Raw genomic sequence first — 17,664 nt, 5'->3', positions numbered from 1 at the left:
CCACGGTGTTCGCCACCTGAGAATCAATGGGCGTACCCAGAAAAATGATCCGGTCTTTCAGCAGGCGAGAATAGATGTCGTACATGCGCTCGCCGCGGCCGCTTTGCTCGATGACGTATGGAATGATGCTCATGCATAGCATTATGTCACGGCTTGCGTGAAAAACCCTAGGGTGAAATGCACACTGGCATATACGGCGAAAGGCCGAGAGCCGAGAGCCGAGAGCCGAGAGCCGAGAGCCGAGAGCCGAGAGCCGAGAGCCGAGAGCCGAGAGCCGAGAGCCGAGAGCAAGGTAGACTCCAGAGTTTCTGGTGTCAAGGCTTTAAACAAACACAAACCAACGCAAATAAAGGTGCAGCGGACAAAGAGACCAATATGTGGTCTCCTGTTATGTACAAGACAGTGTGCTGCACCTTTATCAAAGATGTTCGTTTGAATTGTTTTTTGCCCTCGGCCCTTGGCTCTCAGCCCTCGGCGGGCCGCAGGCACACAAAAAAAGCATTGCCGGTGAGCAACGGCACCCACTGGGCATCCCTTAAGGCTGCTACCTTCCGGTCCTGACCTGATTCGAGAGCCAATGCTGCGTTGCGCCAGCAATGCGTCAGGTATCTTAACACACTCTGGAGGGTCAGGCAAATCAAGAAGCAGAAGGCAAAGGCAGAAGGCAACAATCCAGCCAAGGCGTTTGCTCTGAATCATGCCACTGTCAAGAGAAAAAGCACTGTCAGAAAGATAAAATCTTTGGCCTTCTGCTTTCTGCTTTCTGCCTTCTGCAGATTTCCAGACCACCAGATGCCCTTTGCAGCTCTATCATCTGGCCTATGCCATCTCAGGGGGTTGCAACTTTTACGCTTTTCAAGTAATATTCTTTCTGCCCATATGGGCACGTGTCGAGGCGTAGCGCAGCCTGGTAGCGCACTACCTTGGGGTGGTAGGGGTCGTGAGTTCAAATCTCGCCGCCTCGACCAAAATGGAGTGAAAACCAGACACTCCGAAAAGAGAGCAACTTTGAGTTGCTCTCTTTTTTTGTTGTGTTTTTCTGATAAGGGGACCAGCATTTTGCTGGTCCCCTTTGAACTGCAATCAGGGTTGAGTGGGTGGAGTGGTGTCTGGATTTTGTTGCGCAGGTTGATCTGCTGGCTTGTTCTGCTGGGCACAGTTCTTTTGACGGTAATACACTTGCAGGGTTTGAATTCTGCTGTCTGCCTTGGCAATCACTTGACTGTTGTTGGACTCGTTCAAAAAGATGGCAGGCCAAAACAACAAAGCCCAACCTATGTTCTGTGCGCTGAATCCTTTGTTTCCCTGAGCTTCATTTCTGATGCTTTCTGCACGTGCGATCTCAGTCCGGATTTCATCGCATGTCAACAAATCATCGCTGATGGTTGAAGGATTGTATGTTGGTGCGCAAGACGCAAGCAAAATTCCCACCATAGAGAACATCATGAGCGTTTTCTTCATGCCTTCAAGCTATCACAATCATGTAATTAAATCTTACAATTTTTAAGCGCAAATCACTTATAATTTGTCGCGCACGACAAATCTTGTCGCATGATTACACACCATAAGATGAATCATCAATCCTCCCCGAGATCAAAACCTGAGTTTTTTCCTTCATTGGCTGGCACGATTTCCAGCCAGTGCGAAGGGCAGGGGCGCAACAGGTCAGCAGGGCTTCCTTGGTGTTCCAGCCAGTCTCTGGCCGCTTTCTGGCCCAGAATGACGGGCATCCTCTGGTGGATATCGTCCAGCAAAGCATTGGGAGGGCAGGTCAGCACCGTGAAAGACTCCAGCACTTTGCCTTCAATGCATGCCCGGTCCCAGAGTCCAGCCAGAATCAAAGGGCCAGCGTTGCTGCTGAGCACCAGATGCTTTTCACGGCATTTTTCGATGGTGCGCCATTCCAGAAAACCTGCAATCTGGATCAGGCATCTTCGCCGCCAGAAACTGTCCCGAAAAGTGGGTTTCTCGTGGGCGGTTTCGGCTCTGGCATTGAAGGTCTTTGAGCTGTATTTTTCAAGGTCTTCTCGGGTCAGGCACCAGTGGGGCACCAATCCCCAACGCATGGGCACCACTTCGAAGGCATGAGGAGGCGCTGGACTTTTGCGAATCACGGGGTAGAACTGCCTCGGGGAAACCTCTCTGGAAACAGGGCAGGACTCGGGCCAACCAAGACCCCATATCAGCGCATGCCCACTGTTCCCAAGAATCTGCACCCCTGTCCTCCGAACCTTTTCTCTGATGATGCGCCAGAGGGTTCAAAAAAGCAAAGAAAGAAGCCCTCTCCTTCGCGCGGGAGAGGACTTCTTTCTGATTTCCTGGGATAAGTATATGAAGATTTAGGGTCTAGCTTCCCTGTCGGCTTCCATTGGTTCCGACACCACCATCGGTGCCTTGACCACCACCGATTCCAGTGTTGGGTCCAACATTGCCGCCCTTGGAGCCACCTTCACCACCGCCACGGTGGTCTTTTTGGACCTTGCCGGTGTCACCTTGAGGATTTTGTTCTTGTTTGATGTGCTTGTCGGTGTCATGGTGATTTTCAGGTTGATAATTCGGTTCGCTCATCTTGATCTCCTTTCCAGAAGTGATTTGGAAACTTCTGTTTGAGATGGGACCATTATCCAGAAAAATGCCGTGCTGTACTGTCAGAAATCCTGATTTATTTTGCTCATCCAGTTCAAAACCCTCCCATTTTGAATTCACCTGTTCAATGTTTCATGGTTTGCAGCCTGAGTTTATAGGTGCAAAAAAACAATCCTGACCATGCTTTTTCTTTTCATGATCAGGAGGGGGAGTTGGGTGAGGAAAAGTTTATGCTGTTTTAGGGAAGCTTTATGGGCTCAAAGGGGAGGGAGGCCGTAATCTGCCCAGTTTCTGGACACCTTATCTTTGATGTCCTCGGGCATGGTGATTTTCTTGGGCCAGACCCTGTGAAATCCCTCATCGGCGCGTTTGGGGGTGCCGTCCCAATACATTTTACCGTTCAGCACTTTGACGTCCCGCTCGGGATCGATGTTGTTGAGGATGGTCCACCACACGTCTTGCAGGTCGCGCACATCGGTTTCATCGTCCACCAGCAGCAAGTGCCGGATGCCAGAGGCAGCAGGACTGTTCAGAAGCTCCTGAGCCAGTTCTTGCCCTTGATGGTCACGGGTTTTCTGGACTTTGACGATCCAGTAACCGTCTGGGCTTTGCCACTGGTCCAGAATCCCTTCCAGAGCAGGCAGGTCCTGTGTGGGAGCAGGGGTGAAGGGGTCTTCTGTTTTCTCCTCTGGGTGCTTGGTGGTGGCGTCAATAATCAGTTTTCCACCATACGACCACTGTCTGGAACTGTGGTCCAGCACGTCAATGGGACCGCGTCCATGCAAGGTGTGGAAGCCCGGCACAGCTTTGAGGGCGGCTTCCCTCCAGACCCCATCAAAGTCGGTGACCTTGAAGTCTTCATCCACCACCACAATCACCTTGGCGAACATCATCTGCCCGAGGCCAAACAGGGCATTGGCCACCTTGTAAGCCTGTCCGGGATAGGTTTTCTTCATGGCCACGAAAACCAAGTTGTGGGCCACCCCAGCAGGAGGCATGAAGTAATCTTTGATCTCTGGCACGATCAGCTGTGCAGCAGCAAGGAAAATCCGTTCAGAGGCTTCGATCAGGTAAGCATCTTCCATCACCGGACGCCCCACGATGGTGGCCGGATAGATGGGGTTTTTGCGCATGGTGACCGCTGTGACGTGAAAAAGCGGATATTTGTCCACAGGCGTGTAAAACCCGGTGTGGTCCCCGAACGGCCCTTCATCAATCCATGCTTCGTTGGGGTCCACGTAACCTTCCAGAATGAACTCTGCGTTGGCTGGCACGTCCAGATCGACGGTCATGCCTTTCACCAGAGGTTGCCCCTGACCCCTCAGGTACCCGGTCATGGCGTACTCGTTGAGGCCCGGCACCGGTGGCAAGGGGGCAGTGGCAGCGTAGATCAGGGCAGGATCTCCACCCAGAGCCACGGCCACTTCCAGACGTTTGCCCAACTTTTTGGCGTTTTCAAGGTGTCTCGCTCCGGTTTTGTGGCGCTGCCAGTGCATGCCGGTGGTGTTTTTGCCCATCACCTGCATGCGGTACATGCCCATGTTGTAATCCCCGGAGATGGGGTCCTTGGTGATCACCAGAGGCAAAGTCACAAAAGGGCCACCATCGTCTGGCCAGCAGTGCAGGACAGGGATTTTGCTCAGGTCCACTTCGTTGCCGCGCCACACCACTTCCTGCACAGGTGCAGTGCGAACCCGTTTGGGAGGCAGACTGGCGAGGTCTTTCAATTTGGTCAGGTTGGAGGCCATGCCCAGCAACCCTCCACCCATTTTGACGTTCAACAGGCTTTTGATGCGGTCTGCCACTTCATCCAGAGAGTTGGAACCCAGAGCCCAGGCCATGCGTTCCCTTGTTCCCATCAGGCCGATGGCCAGAGGGAAGGGGCTGCCTTTGACGTTTTCAAACAGCACTGCGGGACCGTCTTTTTTCACCAGACGGTCTGCAATTTCGGTGATTTCGAGGTGTCGGTCCACTTCTTTCTTGACGCGGATCAGCTGTCCTTTGCTTTCCAGAAGGGCGATGAAGGATTGCAGGTCATTGAAGGCCATGGGAACAGTTTATCTGTTGCTCCAGTGATAAAAATGTCCCGGCGCATGCCAACCCGGACTTCCCACTTGTATTCAGAATTACGTTGTCCGACAAACCACGAAACCAAAGCACAAAAAAGGACCCTCTCAGGTCCTTCTTTCCACATTCGGAGGGTGCAATTCAGCGGAGCACATCAGGAAGGTTGAGCATCCCCACCACAGAGGCTGCAACGGGAGTCTGACGGGTTTGCAGCAAGCGCTCCAGTTCCTGAGGGGTAGCGTTGGGCCATTTCTGCCTGAGCAAGGCCAAAGTGCCTGACACCAGAGGTGCCGCAAAAGAAGTGCCCTGAAAATTGCTGTAGGTGTCGATGTAACCATTCACACTTCTGACCCCTGAACCACTGGTGAGGCCAGCACCCGGAGCGAGCACATCGATCACCACCTGTGTGTTGCTGAATCCGGTGGTCTGCCAGAGGCTGCCTTTTTTCTCTGCTGCACCGACCACCACCAGTCCGGGCAAGCCGTAAGCTGCTGGATACTGCAGCCTCTGGCTGTTGCCTGCACTGGTCACCACCAGCACGTTGCTGGACAGGGCTTCAGACAAGAGGTTTTCCATGATGACACTGGGGGTGCTTCCACCAAAACTGAGGTTCAGCACCAGTTTGCGCAGGTCACTCTGGGGTTTGCTGAGGGTGGCGCACAGGCCTTGCACCACAGCATTCAGCTGGCACCTGCCGTTCACATCACACACGCGCACCCGTTCCAACTGGGCTTGTGGGGCCACCCCGAGCGTCTTGCCCGCTGCCAGCACCGCCACAGGCGTTCCGTGCCCGAGCATCATGTTGCTGCCACTGGTGTTGTACAGGGCCTGACGGTCGTCAAAGTGGTCCGATCCAATGGTGTCGGAGGGGAAATCGCTGTAATTGCCCCGGCTGATCAGGCGACCCGAGAGTTCTGTGTGTCCGGCCACTCCAGTGTCCAGCACTGCGATGGTGGTTCCTGTTCCGGTCCATCCTGCATTTTGCACAGCATCCAGGCCCAGGGTGCTGCGCAACAAGGCTGGCGAAATCGGTTCTGCTGTATACACTCCGGCGTCCATGTAATCCACACTGATGGGATTGATGCCAGAGAAGGTGTCTTTTTCAGCATCCAGTCGGGCCAGCACGGAGCCCAGAGGAGCCGTTTTGGGAATCCTCAGGGTGGCCACACTGGTGTTGCAACTTTGCAAAGGATGCACGGTGGCAGAAAGGGGTTTCAAGCTGCCAGCCACGTACTGCACATTCGTGGAGAGGCTCTGGTTGAGTTGGTTGATTTTGCTTTGCAGGGTGCTTTCCTGCACGCCCCTCAGGACCACGGCCAGCACTTCGTAGCTGGTGTCGGTGGCACTCCATTGGCTGGGGCTCAGGGCAGTCACCTGAAAAGACAGAGGAATGCTTCCTTGTGGCTCAGTCACACGGAGTTCATGGGTTCCAACGGCCAGTGTCCAGGGCAAGGTCACGGTCAGGGCAGAGGCTCGCGTCACAAAAGGCACAGGCTGTCCGTCCAGCAACACCTGCAAGCCTTGCAAGGTTTGGTCGTCCACATTTTGGCCCTGACGGTTGATCAGCACCGTGAGGTTCTGACCGGGTTGCCAACTGCTGCCCTGCAACTGGGCACCCAGCGGAGCCAGAGTGGGGGCAAGCACCCTCCAAGTCAGCGCTTTGCGGGTGGGCTGTGTGGGATTGTTCCAAGGATTGGCACTGGTGGTGTTGATGGCCACCCAGAACCGCTGGGTTTGCAAACGGCTGAGTTGTGAGGTGGCGGCCCAGAAATCCCATCCTGCATTCACAGCACTGTCTCCATCATGGAAGCTGGCCATGCGGTAACCTGCCCCGAAGTTCTGGGCACAGATGCCATCTGCAAAAGCTCTGGAGGTCAACAGTTGACCTTTGATGGGTGGGGTCAGGGCGATGGTGCCTCCTGACCAGGTTCTGCGGTAAGCCCCACCGGGAGTGGTGTAGGACGTGCCAATCATGGCAGCACCGGGGTTGGGCAGGTTCGACTTGTTGATGCACAACACCGGCAAACTCTGGGACACAGGCGTATCTCCAAGGTAAGGATTGCTGGTCGCATCCGTACCCACCAACACAAACGTCCCACCGTTCTGCGAAACCACCTGCTCTGCAGTTTGCTCAGGGGCATTCAGGCTTGCACAACCCACCAATAAAAAAGGAATCCACATCCAGCGCATCCAAAACCTCCACTGGATTTCAATTTATGTGATCGGGCTTTAATTTCCCATGAATTGGGATGTCGTGTTCCAGACAATAGGCCGTCATGTGCTCTGTCATTTGTTGGGCTTTGGCGGTGTGCCCTGCCTCGTGCAGCATGTCAATGGCATCCTGCCACATCAAAGGATCGCTGAGCAGTTCTGCAAGGTTGCCCAGAGCGACTGCAGTGATCAGGGGGTCGCGGGTTTGTCTGGCCCCTTCCAGAGCCCTCTGGTAAGCATGTTCAGCTTCCCGCAGGTGGTGGCCTTTGTGGTGCAGCATCCCGAGGTTGTTCCACGCATAGCTTTCTGTGGCGATGTCCTGAATCTGCTGGGAAAGTTCAATGGCTTTCAGGTATGCATTTTGGGCCGATGCAGTTTGACGGCGCTGCTCAAAGGCATTGCCCAGATTCAGGTAGGTGCGGGCCAACAATACGGGATGGTCCTGCGTGGCTTCCAGCACCTCTTGAAAAGCCTGCTCGGGGTCTTCCCCACTGCGAAAACGGGCGGTGGCACTGTTCCGCAAGATGGCCAGATGTCGGGAGGTCTCCCCCACCACTTTCCAGTAGGTCGCTGAACGCCGGAAGTGCTGATCGGCCTCCTGAAAATTTCCTCTGGCAAACATGATGTTGCCCAGTGTGCTCAAACCATCTGCTTTGGATTCCAGATCTCCCTTGAGCGCTGCCAGAGCACTCTGTTCTGCGGCCTCTGCCTGTCCGAGTCTCCAGAGCAAAAGTCCACGGAGACCGCACACCTGAGTGGCCTCTCCCAGAGGTTCCAGCAAGTCGAGGGCTTCCTGAGCTGCACCTGCCTGCTCAAGAGATCTGGCCCGCAACATGCGGATCTCCAGGGTCTCTGGGGCCTCTTTGAGCAGGTCTGCGGCTTGCTGGGCAAAACCTTTCAAAAGGATTTCTCGGGCAAAGGCACTGTAAGCCCGTGTGATGCGAGCGAGGTCCTTTTCATCCCAGAAAGGCCGGGTGTCCCGGTAGTGGGGCAAAGCCTCCATCTCAGGAAGGTGGCGGGCCAACTGCAACGTCAGGCGGGCTTTGAGATGCACCTGAGCATCCAGATGGGATTTGATCAGTGCAGGAACGCTGGAATGACCGTGGGCATTCAACCATCCAGCATCTTGCAAAAGCTGCAAATTCCAACTGAAAGTTTCAGCATCCATGCCCAGAGCGGTACGAATCAGGCTGTAATCGGGTGCAGCCATCAGGCCAGTGGTGTACAGCACCAAGCGGGCAGATTCAGGCAGTTTCATCAAGCGGGCTTCAAGGGCATCCAGCAAAGGCTCTTTCCGAAGCCATGCACCCACCAGAGCAGGCAAACCCTGTGTGGCATCAAAAGCACCCGGATGGTCTTGCAGGTTCTCGGGAGACAAGGGTTTCAAAGAAAAGTACGTGTGCACAGGCATGGCAGGACGGTCCATGCTGGAAATCACCAGCGGGTTGCTGGGATGCAACTGCTGAAGTTTGCACATCAGAGCCTGACTCTCAGGGTCTGCCAAGTGCCAATCGTCCAGCACAAAAGAACAGTCTTGCAGCCGATGAAGCATCTGGACCTCTGAAAATGGCCCTTCTCCCAGCAGGGGTTTCAGGGTGGCATAAGGCGAGCCTTGCCTGCCTTGCAGGTGCATCCAGCCTTTGCGCTGGGCCACCCATTTGAGCAAGGTGGTCTTTCCCATGCCCATGCCTCCACGCACCCATGCCCATGCTCCGGGTTGCAAGGCCAGCAATTTGTGGAGTTCATTTTCCCGGCCCACCCCATCAGGTTGGAATTGCGCTCGGGCCTGTTCAGGGGTGAGGTGGATTTGCACCCCCCATTCTTGAAGTTCTTGATGGGTTTTCTCTGCCAGAGGATGGTTGGCCCCCAGCAGCAAACCGTGCAATCGGCGCAAGGTTTCCAGTGCCAAAGGTGGTGCCCCCTGAAGTTGAAAAGCCTGCGCAGCCCACCTACCCGCTTCCAGAAACTGCATCTGGGCAGCCTCTTTCTGGGCCAATTCCAAGAGCACCAGCACCATTTCACCCGCCAGTTGCTCTCGGGTGTGAAACACCCATTCTTCCAGTTCCTCGCTGCAACCCGAGAGTTTCACCCCATCCAGAAACATGCCTTGATACACCTGTAGCGCCTTGTCCCATTCTCTGGCTTGCAGTGCCTGACGCAAGTCCTGGACATCAGAACCCACCAGAGACCAGACGCGCACCTCATCGGCATCCAGAAGCCCAGCCTGACGCATTTTGAACACCGCCACTGCCAGATTGTTCAAGGGATTGCTGGCCTCAGGCCAAAACAAAGAAGCCAGCACCCGTCTGGCTTTGCTGCCTTCCACGGTCAGGTGGGCCAGCAAAAGCAAAGATTTCATCTGGTTGAAATCCGAATGGGTCAGTTGCAGTTGGCCCAGCGTATGCAGTTTCACTGGTGTCCATTTTAAGGAAAGTTTTCCCTGACCCACAAAGGCAAAACACCAACAACCTACTCCAACTGTACCCTGTTCAAAAAACAGATCAACCACCAAAAACCTGCACTGCACAGGTGCAATGGCTGGACAAAATCAAAATTCATGCTGGGCTGTTTTCAATTCATGCTCAATTCAATGTGGCTTTCTTATGCTCTGGCCATTCCGGAACCCGTTTCCGAAAAGGAGAGATCATGAAGAAACCTGTTTTGTGGACCCTTGGGATTTTGAGCAGCATTCTGGCCAGTTGCAGTTCCACCCAGATGCCTTCCGCCGCGCAAGTGGAACAGGACAAACCTGCTGTTGAGGCGGTGGTGGGCGCACAAGGATTCACCGAATGCAACATGACCGCGCCAGTGGTGGGATGCACCATCACCGTGCGGGCCATCGACCACCTGGCCGTCACAGCCACCTCTGGCAACCGCAATCCCACAGGGGCAGCCAATTACAATCCTCCTGCTGGCTATGCCATTCTGTCCACCAACACCCTTGTGTGGAGTTCCAACAGCGGAAGCCGTTCGGTGAGCACCCTGGCAGCAGGATCCACCTTTGTTTCCAACCTGCAAGTGCAAAACAGCTACAACCTCGCCATGAATGTTTACCGGGATCTGGAAGCCAAAGCCGTGATCAAAGGCATTCCCCTTTTTGACATCACCAGCAAATTCAAAGCTGGATTGGATCAGAAATACAGCTCTTTCAGCAACATCGCCCAGAGCTATGCGGCCAGCCACAACACCATCAATGCCACCGTTTCCGCTTCTTATCGTGGGTTCCCCTGTTACTGCCGCGGCTGGGAAGACATCAGTGTGGATGCCACCCTGATCTATGTGGGCACCCAACAGCACGTCACCGATCAGTTCCAGCAAATTCTGGATGCTTTGCAACAATACATCAACAATTACGGCACCGCTCCAGTCAAAAAAGCCATGACTTGGAAACTGCTGCAAACCGCCCAGAGCAGCACCCAGACTTACGGACTGGTGGGCATCCACGCCGCTTCTGATGCCTACAACGGGGACACCCTGACCAGTGGCACCCTGCCCATGTTGTGCATCAACAAGTCGAACCTGCCCAACCCCGGAACTGCCGTGATTGGCACCCACTACACCACCCCCGGTGGGGCTTACCGCAAAACCTGGTCTGGAGGCACCATCGCCCTGACCGCACCCATCAAAGGCCAACTGTTGACCTCCAGAGCTGTGGCAGACGGCATCTGTGCCCAGAACTTTGGGGCAGGTTACCGCATGGCAGAATTCCACGACGGAGACAGCACCCTCTGGGCAGGATGGGACTTCTGGGCCGCCATCCGGGGCAACAACCTGACCCCTTTCCAGAACACCACCTTCTGGATGGCCATCAACGGAACCTCCGCCAACCCTTGGTGAAACCCCACTCTCCAAAACCCCTTCCTGTGGATCAGGAAGGGGTTTTTCTTTGGGATGTTTGTCTCAGAAAACAGCGTTTCACGTGAAACAAGCCATCAAAAGGGAATCAGTACAGGTACTTGCTCCAGACTTCCTGAGACTGCAAATCCTGCCCGAGGGTCAGCACATTGAATTTGGGGGCTTTGGGAGGATGCTTGAGGGGCATCCCTGCTTCCTGAGGGGTCTTGTTGCCTTTTTTCTGGTTGCACTCCCGGCAGGCGGTCACCACGTTGTCCCAGGCGTGACGGCCTCCCCGAGAACGGGGCATCACGTGGTCGATGGTGAGTTCCAGCATCGAGCCACAGTACTGGCAGGTAAAAAAATCGCGGCGCAGTACATTGCGCCGCGAGAAGGGAACAACTTGCACTCTCGGACGCCGAATGAATTTCTTGAGGCGGATCACGCTCGGCACAGGCATGACGGTGCTCGGGGAGTGAATGAAGTCCTGACTGTCTTCCAGAACCTCTGCGACATCATGCATGACCAGCGTGATCGCCCGTTTGATCGACACAATGTGCATCGGTTCGTAACTGGCGTTGAGCACCAGCACACGGGGTTTGTTGAGGTTCAAAGGAACCAGCTGAGTCGCATTCATACCAATATCCAGTTTAACGGCTTTTGGTGAGCTGTCTGTTGGCAAAATAGCGAATTTTGATGAGCGTTATGGCCTAAAATCGCTCTTTGGCAAACCAAATTCCCATTTGAAAAGTCTCTTTTGAGGGATTCTTCAGGAATGCGACTGGATGATGCCCCATGCCCCATCGGCTACGTACTGAACCGCCAGAGCACCCAGCAAAACCCCCAGCACACGGGTCACCACATGCACCCCGGTCAGGCCAATGACTCTGGCAATCTGCCCCGAGAGCCTGAGGGCCAGATAGCACAGGGCCAGCACAATCGCGGTCACCGCCATGACCACCACCAGATCCAGAATGTGCCCGGAGGCTTTGGTCGCCAGAATCATGATGCTGGCCAGCGTTCCCGGTCCAGCAATGAGGGGAATGGCCAGAGGAAACACACTCGGGTCCTGTCGGTTCTGGGCTTCTTTTTCTTCTTCTTCGGTTTCTTTGGCACCGCTGGGACGGGCAAACACCATGTCCAGAGCGATCAAAAACAGCAAGATTCCACCTGCAATCTTGAACGAGTAAATGCTGATTCCAAGGTGGTCCAAAAGCGACTGCCCAAAAAAGGCAAACAGAAAAATGATCACCCCGGCCACCGCAGTGGCCTTGATCGCCATTTTGCGGCGTTCAAAAGAGGGTCGGTTTCCAGCCAGACCGATGAAAATGGGGGCCAGACCGATGGGGTCCATCACGACCACCATGGTCAAAAAGGTCTGGGTGGCAAGGGCAAACAGGTCCGTCATCACAGACCATTGTATACAATCGAAACAAAGCAGAAGGCAGAAGGCACGGTCGATGATTTGACCGATGTTGTCAAATCTTTCCGAGAGCTTTGTGCACCACGCACCAAAGATGGTCAAGGAGATCTGTAGGGGCGTAGCGTGCTACGCCCAATGGAAGGAATTCTCGACAACAACCTGTAGGGGCGAGGCATGCCTCGCCCGCTATGCTTCAGCCAAAGCCTTCTTTTGCCCTCGGCCCTGTGCTCTCGGCCCTCGGCATACTGCAGGCCCTTCTCAGGAAACCAGCAGTGCGCTCAATTCTTCCAAGAGGTTTTCACCGTCTTTGACCGTGCGGGCCACCAGCATGATGGTGTCTTGCCCGGCAAGGGTGCCAATGATGTCATCTCTGGTGAGTTTGTCGATCAGGTAGGCCACCCCATTGGCATGGCCTTCGGCGGTTTTGATGACGATGATGTTTTCACCACGGTCCATGTCGCGCACAAAAGAGCGGAACAGTTTGGCGAGTTCATCCATCACATCGCTTTCGTTGGCCACATGGGCCAGAGCATAGCGGTGCTTGCTTTTTCCAATGGGCAACCGGACCAGCCTGAGTTCGTTGATGTCACGGGAGATGGTCGCCTGTGTGACGTTCATGCCTTCGTCGTTGAGGCGTTTGACCAGTTCGGCTTGGGTGGAGATCGCTTCACGCGAGATGATTTCCTGAATGCGTCTTTGACGTTGTTCTTTGGTGAGTGCCATAAGGGTACCTGTAATTATGCAACAGTATATACGGTTTGGAAAAGGGTATTTTTATGCAGTTTTTTTATGCATTCTGCCACTTTAGATCAGAATGGATGGACGTTTTACCCTTGAAATCTCCAAACCGCACTGGAAAGTCACTGCATGCGTTGCATGGCTTCATTCAGCAGCAACCTTGCCACCTCGCGTTTGGACATGCGAGGCAGGTCTTGAAATGTACCATCTGGAAACACAAAAGTCACCTGGTTGTCGTCTCCACCAAACGAGGTGCCTTCGCGGGTTGGGTAATTCAGGCAAATGAAATCTGCATTTTTGCGCTGAGCCTTGCCTGCCGCACGCTCCACACCAGCATGGGTCTCCATTGCAAAACCGACCAGCACCCTGTTCCCTTTTTTCTGGCCCAGAGCCGCCAGAATGTCTGGATTCGGCACCATTTCGATGGTGACCTGCTCAGAGATTTTGGCCTGCTTTTCGTGCTTCTGTTCGGCAGCACGGTAATCTGCCACGGCAGCGGTCATCACCACCAGATCGGACCACTCGAAATGGTCTTCCATGGCCGCTTTCATTTGCAGGGCAGACTCCACAGGCACCACTTTTGATCCCGCAGGCGCAGGAATGGACACCGGACCCGAGACGATCACCACTTCGGCCCCTCTGGAGAGGGCCTCCTCTGCCACAGCAAAACCCATTTTCCCACTGGAAGGGTTGGACACAAACCGCACCGGATCAAGGTATTCACGGGTGGGTCCAGCGCTGATCAGCACTTTCTTGCCTGCCAGATCCTTGGGTGCAAAGACCCGCTTGACCTGTTCTGCGATCTCCTCGGGTTCCAGCATTCTGCCCATGCCCTCCCCTTCCCCTCGGGTCCCGAGTTTGCCTGAAGTGGGGCCGATGAACTGGTGACCCCAGCTTTGCAATTTGGCTTTGTGGGCCCCAGTTGCCGGATGTTCCCACATGGCGGTGTTCATGGCAGGTGCCCACATCACCGGACAACGCACCGAAAGCAAAGTGGCACTGCCCAGATCGTCTGCAAGCCCCAGAGCGGCCTTTGCCATGAAATCGGCACTGGCAGCCACCACCACCACGGCTTCGGCCCAGTGGGCGAGTTCAAGGTGCTGGGCTCCGGCCTGAGGGGAAAACCACGACCCTCGGGTGTACAGTTCATTGCCCGAGGCACTGCTGAGCGCCAGAGGGGTCACGAAATTCAGGGCACTGTCGGAGGCAATCACCCTTGTTTCACACCCTGTTTCACGGATGCGGCGCAGGACAAAAGGGGCTTTCATGGCTGCCACAGAGGCACACACAATCACAAGCACACGATGCATAAGGCCAAAGTATCACTTTCCCCTGTGGTCTACTGCAAAAGGGGTGCTGTGGGAGAACACCGGACTGGCCAAGTGCTGAGTGCCGAGAGCAAAGTTTAAGCTTGCAGGGAAGAAAGCAGAAGGCAGAAAGCCAAGGGCTCAAAGCTGGTCTTGCTGTGAACCGTTCATTGCAAACTCGCACCCAAAAGCTGTAACAGGGCTTTCAATTGCCTCCAGCACAGCGTCAGAGACAGCAGTACGCCAGAGTCGCCCGTGTTAAATTGACCCCATGACTGCCCCTCTGAAAACCATCAAGAACAATGCTGTGCTGGTGCTTTTCCTGCCAGACCGACAACAGATCATCGTGCAAAACCGGGATGGGCACAGACCCCCACCGTGGGGCTATTTTGGTGGAGGTCTGGAAGCAGGCGAAACCCCTCTGGACGCCATCCTCAGGGAAATCCGTGAAGAATTGAACCTGTCCTTGCAGGCTGAAGACGTGACCCTCTGGGGATGCTGCAAAGGCGAAACCCCAGAGATGGAGTACACCATCCACGTGTTCGGGATGCAGTTCTCTGGAGACCCCTACCAATTGGAGGTGCTGGAAGGGGCAGGACTCGATGTGGTCACCCCAGAGGAAATGCTGCAGCGTTGTGCAGTGGGTGGTCCTGATGAAGCCATCACCCGACTGGCCATGCAGAAACTCATCAAGTCATGAAAAATCCTCCCCTGTTCGGGGAGGAAAGCGAAGCGAGGTGGGGTTTTAATCCCGTTCGAGGGCGTGAACGGTCTGGGCCTGCAACAGGGCCTGCTTGGTGCGCTGGAGGTCCTGAGCGAGTTTCTCTTCGTCGATGAGGTTTTCACCAACCTGCAATTTGCCGCTGGCCAGTTCGCGCATGGCCACGGTCACGAGGTTGCGGATTTTGGCGCGCTGGTCCACGGGAAGGGCGCTGGGGGTGCCTGCTTTGAGTTGCAGGGCACGCTTGGCGACCACCACAGAAAGGCTGTATTTGCTGTTGGTCAGGGAAAGCATTTTGTCGATGTTGGGTTCCGCCATGGTGTCCTCCTAAAGGCAATACTTCAGTATAGGGTTACAGGTCCTGCTGGTCAAACAGCCAGCCTGCAAGCAGCAGCAGCAAGGCCGAAACGGTGATTTGAAACACCACATAGGTCAGGGACACTTCCACCGTGCTGTTGGCCATGGTGAGGCCGGGACCATCCTTGAGAAAATGCAACTGGTCATAGAGGGTGATGCCCACCCAGCTCAGCAGGATGTAGGTGACGCCACCCACCAGCCATTCCACCTTGCCCACACGCTGACCCACCAATTGGGACACATAAGCCATCACAGGCAAAGGCAAAACCGCCAGCACCACCACAGACAGCACTTTCAGAAACTCACCCAGCTGGTTTCGGGCAAGAATGTCACGCAGGCCATCCATCAGTTGCTGAAAAGCACCCGGCTGCGACGTGAGGATGAAGTAGAAAACGGGCAGCAACACGAAGACCGTCAGGAGCAGCACCTCCACAGCCAGCCAGAGGTACTTGCTGGCCAGAATGTGCAGCCCTGAAGTGGGCAGCGACCTCAGGAAGTAATGGGTGTTGCGGGCATATTCATTGCGAATCTGGTAAAAACCTTTGACCAGAGCGTCCAGAAAGGGCAACCCCAGCAGCATGGCACTGAGGGCTGCCCGCACAGAACTGTCTTTCACCTGAAACTGGATCACCAGACTGAGCAGCAGAATCACTGCAGCAGCACCCAGCACCCACTGGTAGTTTTGTTCCACTTCTTTGCGAAAAAGCATCCAGAAATGCATTTATTTTCCTCCCCGACGACGGGCTTCGGCCATCATGGCGTCTTGCTTGACTGCACGGTCAATGCTGATGCCTCTGGCATTGCGAATGTCCTCTGCGGTGCCTTCCAGGAGCACGCGACCCCCGTCCAGAACCAGCACCCGGTCAAACAAACTTTCGGCTTCGGCAATCTGGTGGGTGGCGAGGATCATGGTGGATTCGGCATCGTCTGCACGAAATTCACGGATCAGGGTGTGCAGGATCTGCTCACGGGTGAGGGGATCAATGCCGCTGAGGGGTTCATCCAGCAGATACAGTTTGGCTTCTCTGGCCAGCGTAAGGGCCAGACGGACCCGCGTGCGGTTACCCTTAGACAGGGTTCCCAGTCGGGCTGTTTCATTGACGCTCAAAAATTCCAGCACGTCTTTGAAGCGCTGCTCATTCATGGGAAAAAAAGCCTTCATGAAGTCAAAGGCGTACCGGGCATTCCAGCTCATGTACAGGTGGTCGATCTCTGGGAGGTAAGCCACCAGCTTGCGGGTCTGTTCACCGGGGGTTTGCCCGAGCACCTTGATGCTTCCAGAGGAGGGCTTGACCAGTCCTTCGGCCATCTTGATCAGGGTGCTTTTTCCGCTGCCGTTGACGCCCAAAAGGCCAATGAATTCTCCGGGATTGGCGGTGAAGGTGAGGTCTTCCAGAGCGACAGAATTGAAAAACCGTTTGGTGAGGTTCTGGGTTTGCAACATCATGAGCTGCTCTCCAATTTCTTTTGAACCAGCGTTTCAATGGCGTGGTTGTCCATGCCCAGTTTGCGAAGCTCCTGCAAGAGGCGCTCAATGGCCTGCGAAGCGAGGTCTTCTCGGGCGGCGTCAATGCGGGTGTAATCGTCGGTGATGAAACTGCCCAGACCCCGGCGGGTCTGAATGAATCCGATGCGTTCGAGTTCCTGATACGCCCGCACCACGGTGTTGGGGTTCACCAGTTTTTCCTGAGCGAAATCCCTTGCGCTCGGGATTTTGTCTCCGGGTTTCAGTTCGCCCCGGACCGCCCGGCTCATGATGTCCTCCATGAGCTGCAGGTAGATGGGGCGTGTTTGGTCAAAATTGGGGTCATGCACTGGCATCCTCCTGAGATATATTCTAGTGTACTATTTAACTAATACACTGTCAATGAATGGGAGGTTTGATGGGGATTGGACGTTGAAGGAGGTTGGGTGTGCCTTGCCTTTTGCCGAGAGCCGAGGACACAGGGCCGAGAGCACGGTGTATCACACGACAAAAATCTTCAAGGGGATTTGTGTAGGGGCGAGGCGTGCCTCGCCCTGCATTGCATCAGCCAGAACTTTCAGGGGGAGGCACGCCTCGCCCCTACACAACAAAGATCCCTGCCATTGGGCGCAACACGCTGCGCCCCTACAGTGGTGGTAACAGTGTTTCTGCCTTCTGCCTTCTGCCTTCTGCCTTCTGCCTTCTGCCTTCTGCCTTCTGCCTTCTGCCTTCTTCTTGACCCCAAGATGCGCCTCCGAAGCGGTTCGGTCGGCGCGGGGTCGCTGCCTTCTGCCTTCTTCTTGCCAATCCTCACAGCCCATCTCATCCCCAGAGGCTATATTGAAAACCACATGAATGTGATTGGACTGGATCTGGGCACCACAGGCTGCAAAGCCGTACTGGTCGGCGAAGATGGGCAACCGGTCAGAAGCACCTACCGCAGTTATCCCCTGAT

Annotated in this window: 17 protein-coding genes, 1 tRNA gene and 1 other RNA gene; 3 read left to right on the top strand and 16 right to left on the bottom strand. The window is 54.9% G+C overall.

Features of this window, described 5'->3' with window-relative positions:
- The coding region (locus Q371_RS21750; RefSeq protein ID WP_281174334.1) for an ATP-dependent Clp protease proteolytic subunit at positions 1-142 on the bottom strand (142 nt) is incomplete at its 3' end.
- A gap of 356 nt (positions 143-498) precedes the next feature.
- An RNA gene (gene ffs / locus Q371_RS26635) (signal recognition particle sRNA small type) lies at positions 499-597 on the bottom strand.
- Between the two features lie 294 nt (positions 598-891).
- Between ffs and Q371_RS21745 the strand changes: the two genes are divergently transcribed.
- Positions 892-968, top strand: a tRNA-Pro gene (locus Q371_RS21745).
- A gap of 115 nt (positions 969-1,083) precedes the next feature.
- Here the strand turns inward: Q371_RS21745 and Q371_RS26190 are convergent.
- From Q371_RS26190 to Q371_RS21715, 6 genes are all read right to left on the bottom strand, one after another.
- Positions 1,084-1,461 carry a hypothetical protein gene (locus tag Q371_RS26190; protein ID WP_157442873.1) on the bottom strand — a complete coding sequence of 126 codons (378 nt, stop codon included), beginning with the start codon at positions 1,459-1,461 and terminating at the stop codon, positions 1,084-1,086.
- Between the two features lie 116 nt (positions 1,462-1,577).
- A complete protein-coding gene (locus tag Q371_RS21735) occupies positions 1,578-2,216 on the bottom strand; it encodes an SOS response-associated peptidase (RefSeq protein ID WP_281174332.1) in 639 nt (212 codons plus the stop codon).
- A gap of 130 nt (positions 2,217-2,346) precedes the next feature.
- Positions 2,347-2,706, bottom strand: coding sequence for a hypothetical protein (locus tag Q371_RS21730; RefSeq protein WP_034344563.1), 360 nt, complete (start codon positions 2,704-2,706; stop codon positions 2,347-2,349).
- A gap of 137 nt (positions 2,707-2,843) precedes the next feature.
- Positions 2,844-4,634 (bottom strand): menaquinone biosynthesis decarboxylase, encoded by a 1,791-nt coding sequence (locus Q371_RS21725; RefSeq protein ID WP_034344560.1) that lies wholly within the window; start codon positions 4,632-4,634, stop codon positions 2,844-2,846.
- Between the two features lie 160 nt (positions 4,635-4,794).
- Positions 4,795-6,843: a S8 family peptidase gene (locus tag Q371_RS26185; protein WP_051965022.1), complete on the bottom strand. Its 2,049-nt coding sequence runs from the start codon at positions 6,841-6,843 to the stop codon at positions 4,795-4,797.
- Positions 6,844-6,862: 19 nt separating this feature from the next.
- The gene (locus tag Q371_RS21715; RefSeq protein ID WP_051965020.1) at positions 6,863-9,277 is read right to left on the bottom strand and encodes a tetratricopeptide repeat protein; all 2,415 of its coding nucleotides are present in this window, start codon (positions 9,275-9,277) and stop codon (positions 6,863-6,865) included.
- Between the two features lie 233 nt (positions 9,278-9,510).
- Here Q371_RS21715 and Q371_RS26180 point away from each other — a divergent pair, with 233 nt between their 5' ends.
- Positions 9,511-10,701 carry a hypothetical protein gene (locus Q371_RS26180; RefSeq protein WP_157442872.1) on the top strand — a complete coding sequence of 397 codons (1,191 nt, stop codon included), beginning with the start codon at positions 9,511-9,513 and terminating at the stop codon, positions 10,699-10,701.
- A gap of 106 nt (positions 10,702-10,807) precedes the next feature.
- On the opposite strand, the gene Q371_RS21705 is transcribed toward Q371_RS26180, so the two are convergent.
- The 4 genes from Q371_RS21705 to coaBC all read right to left on the bottom strand — a co-directional run bounded on the left by Q371_RS21705 (position 10,808) and on the right by coaBC (position 14,169).
- Positions 10,808-11,335: an HNH endonuclease gene (locus Q371_RS21705; protein ID WP_034344557.1), complete on the bottom strand. Its 528-nt coding sequence runs from the start codon at positions 11,333-11,335 to the stop codon at positions 10,808-10,810.
- 132 nt (positions 11,336-11,467) lie between these two features.
- Positions 11,468-12,106 carry a MarC family protein gene (locus tag Q371_RS21700; RefSeq protein WP_034344554.1) on the bottom strand — a complete coding sequence of 213 codons (639 nt, stop codon included), beginning with the start codon at positions 12,104-12,106 and terminating at the stop codon, positions 11,468-11,470.
- 273 nt (positions 12,107-12,379) lie between these two features.
- Entirely contained in the window at positions 12,380-12,844 is a 465-nt protein-coding gene (argR, locus tag Q371_RS21695) for an arginine repressor (RefSeq protein ID WP_034344550.1), read from the bottom strand.
- Between the two features lie 137 nt (positions 12,845-12,981).
- Positions 12,982-14,169: a bifunctional phosphopantothenoylcysteine decarboxylase/phosphopantothenate--cysteine ligase CoaBC gene (gene coaBC, locus Q371_RS21690; protein ID WP_034344547.1), complete on the bottom strand. Its 1,188-nt coding sequence runs from the start codon at positions 14,167-14,169 to the stop codon at positions 12,982-12,984.
- A gap of 268 nt (positions 14,170-14,437) precedes the next feature.
- Between coaBC and Q371_RS21685 the strand changes: the two genes are divergently transcribed.
- Complete coding sequence (locus tag Q371_RS21685; RefSeq protein ID WP_034344543.1) at positions 14,438-14,866, top strand: NUDIX domain-containing protein; 429 nt, start codon at positions 14,438-14,440, stop codon at positions 14,864-14,866.
- A 45-nt stretch (positions 14,867-14,911) separates the two neighbouring features.
- Here the strand turns inward: Q371_RS21685 and rpoZ are convergent, their stop codons facing one another.
- The 4 genes from rpoZ to Q371_RS21665 are packed head-to-tail and all read right to left on the bottom strand — an operon-like array spanning position 14,912 to position 17,011.
- Complete coding sequence (rpoZ, locus tag Q371_RS21680) at positions 14,912-15,205, bottom strand: DNA-directed RNA polymerase subunit omega (RefSeq protein WP_034344540.1); 294 nt, start codon at positions 15,203-15,205, stop codon at positions 14,912-14,914.
- A 34-nt stretch (positions 15,206-15,239) separates the two neighbouring features.
- Positions 15,240-15,965 (bottom strand): hypothetical protein, encoded by a 726-nt coding sequence (locus tag Q371_RS21675; RefSeq protein ID WP_034344537.1) that lies wholly within the window; start codon positions 15,963-15,965, stop codon positions 15,240-15,242.
- Complete coding sequence (locus tag Q371_RS21670; RefSeq protein WP_051965017.1) at positions 15,966-16,691, bottom strand: ABC transporter ATP-binding protein; 726 nt, start codon at positions 16,689-16,691, stop codon at positions 15,966-15,968. It abuts the gene before it with no gap.
- Positions 16,688-17,011, bottom strand: a complete 324-nt coding sequence (locus Q371_RS21665) for a GntR family transcriptional regulator (RefSeq protein WP_281174333.1) — start codon at positions 17,009-17,011, stop codon at positions 16,688-16,690. The genes Q371_RS21670 and Q371_RS21665 overlap by 4 nt, the downstream gene beginning before the upstream one ends.
- Positions 17,012-17,664 lie beyond the last annotated feature (653 nt).

It is taken from the genome of Deinococcus misasensis DSM 22328, from assembly GCF_000745915.1.
GTDB lineage: Bacteria > Deinococcota > Deinococci > Deinococcales > Deinococcaceae > Deinococcus_C > Deinococcus_C misasensis.
This window is presented reverse-complemented; position numbering and strand designations above follow the sequence as displayed.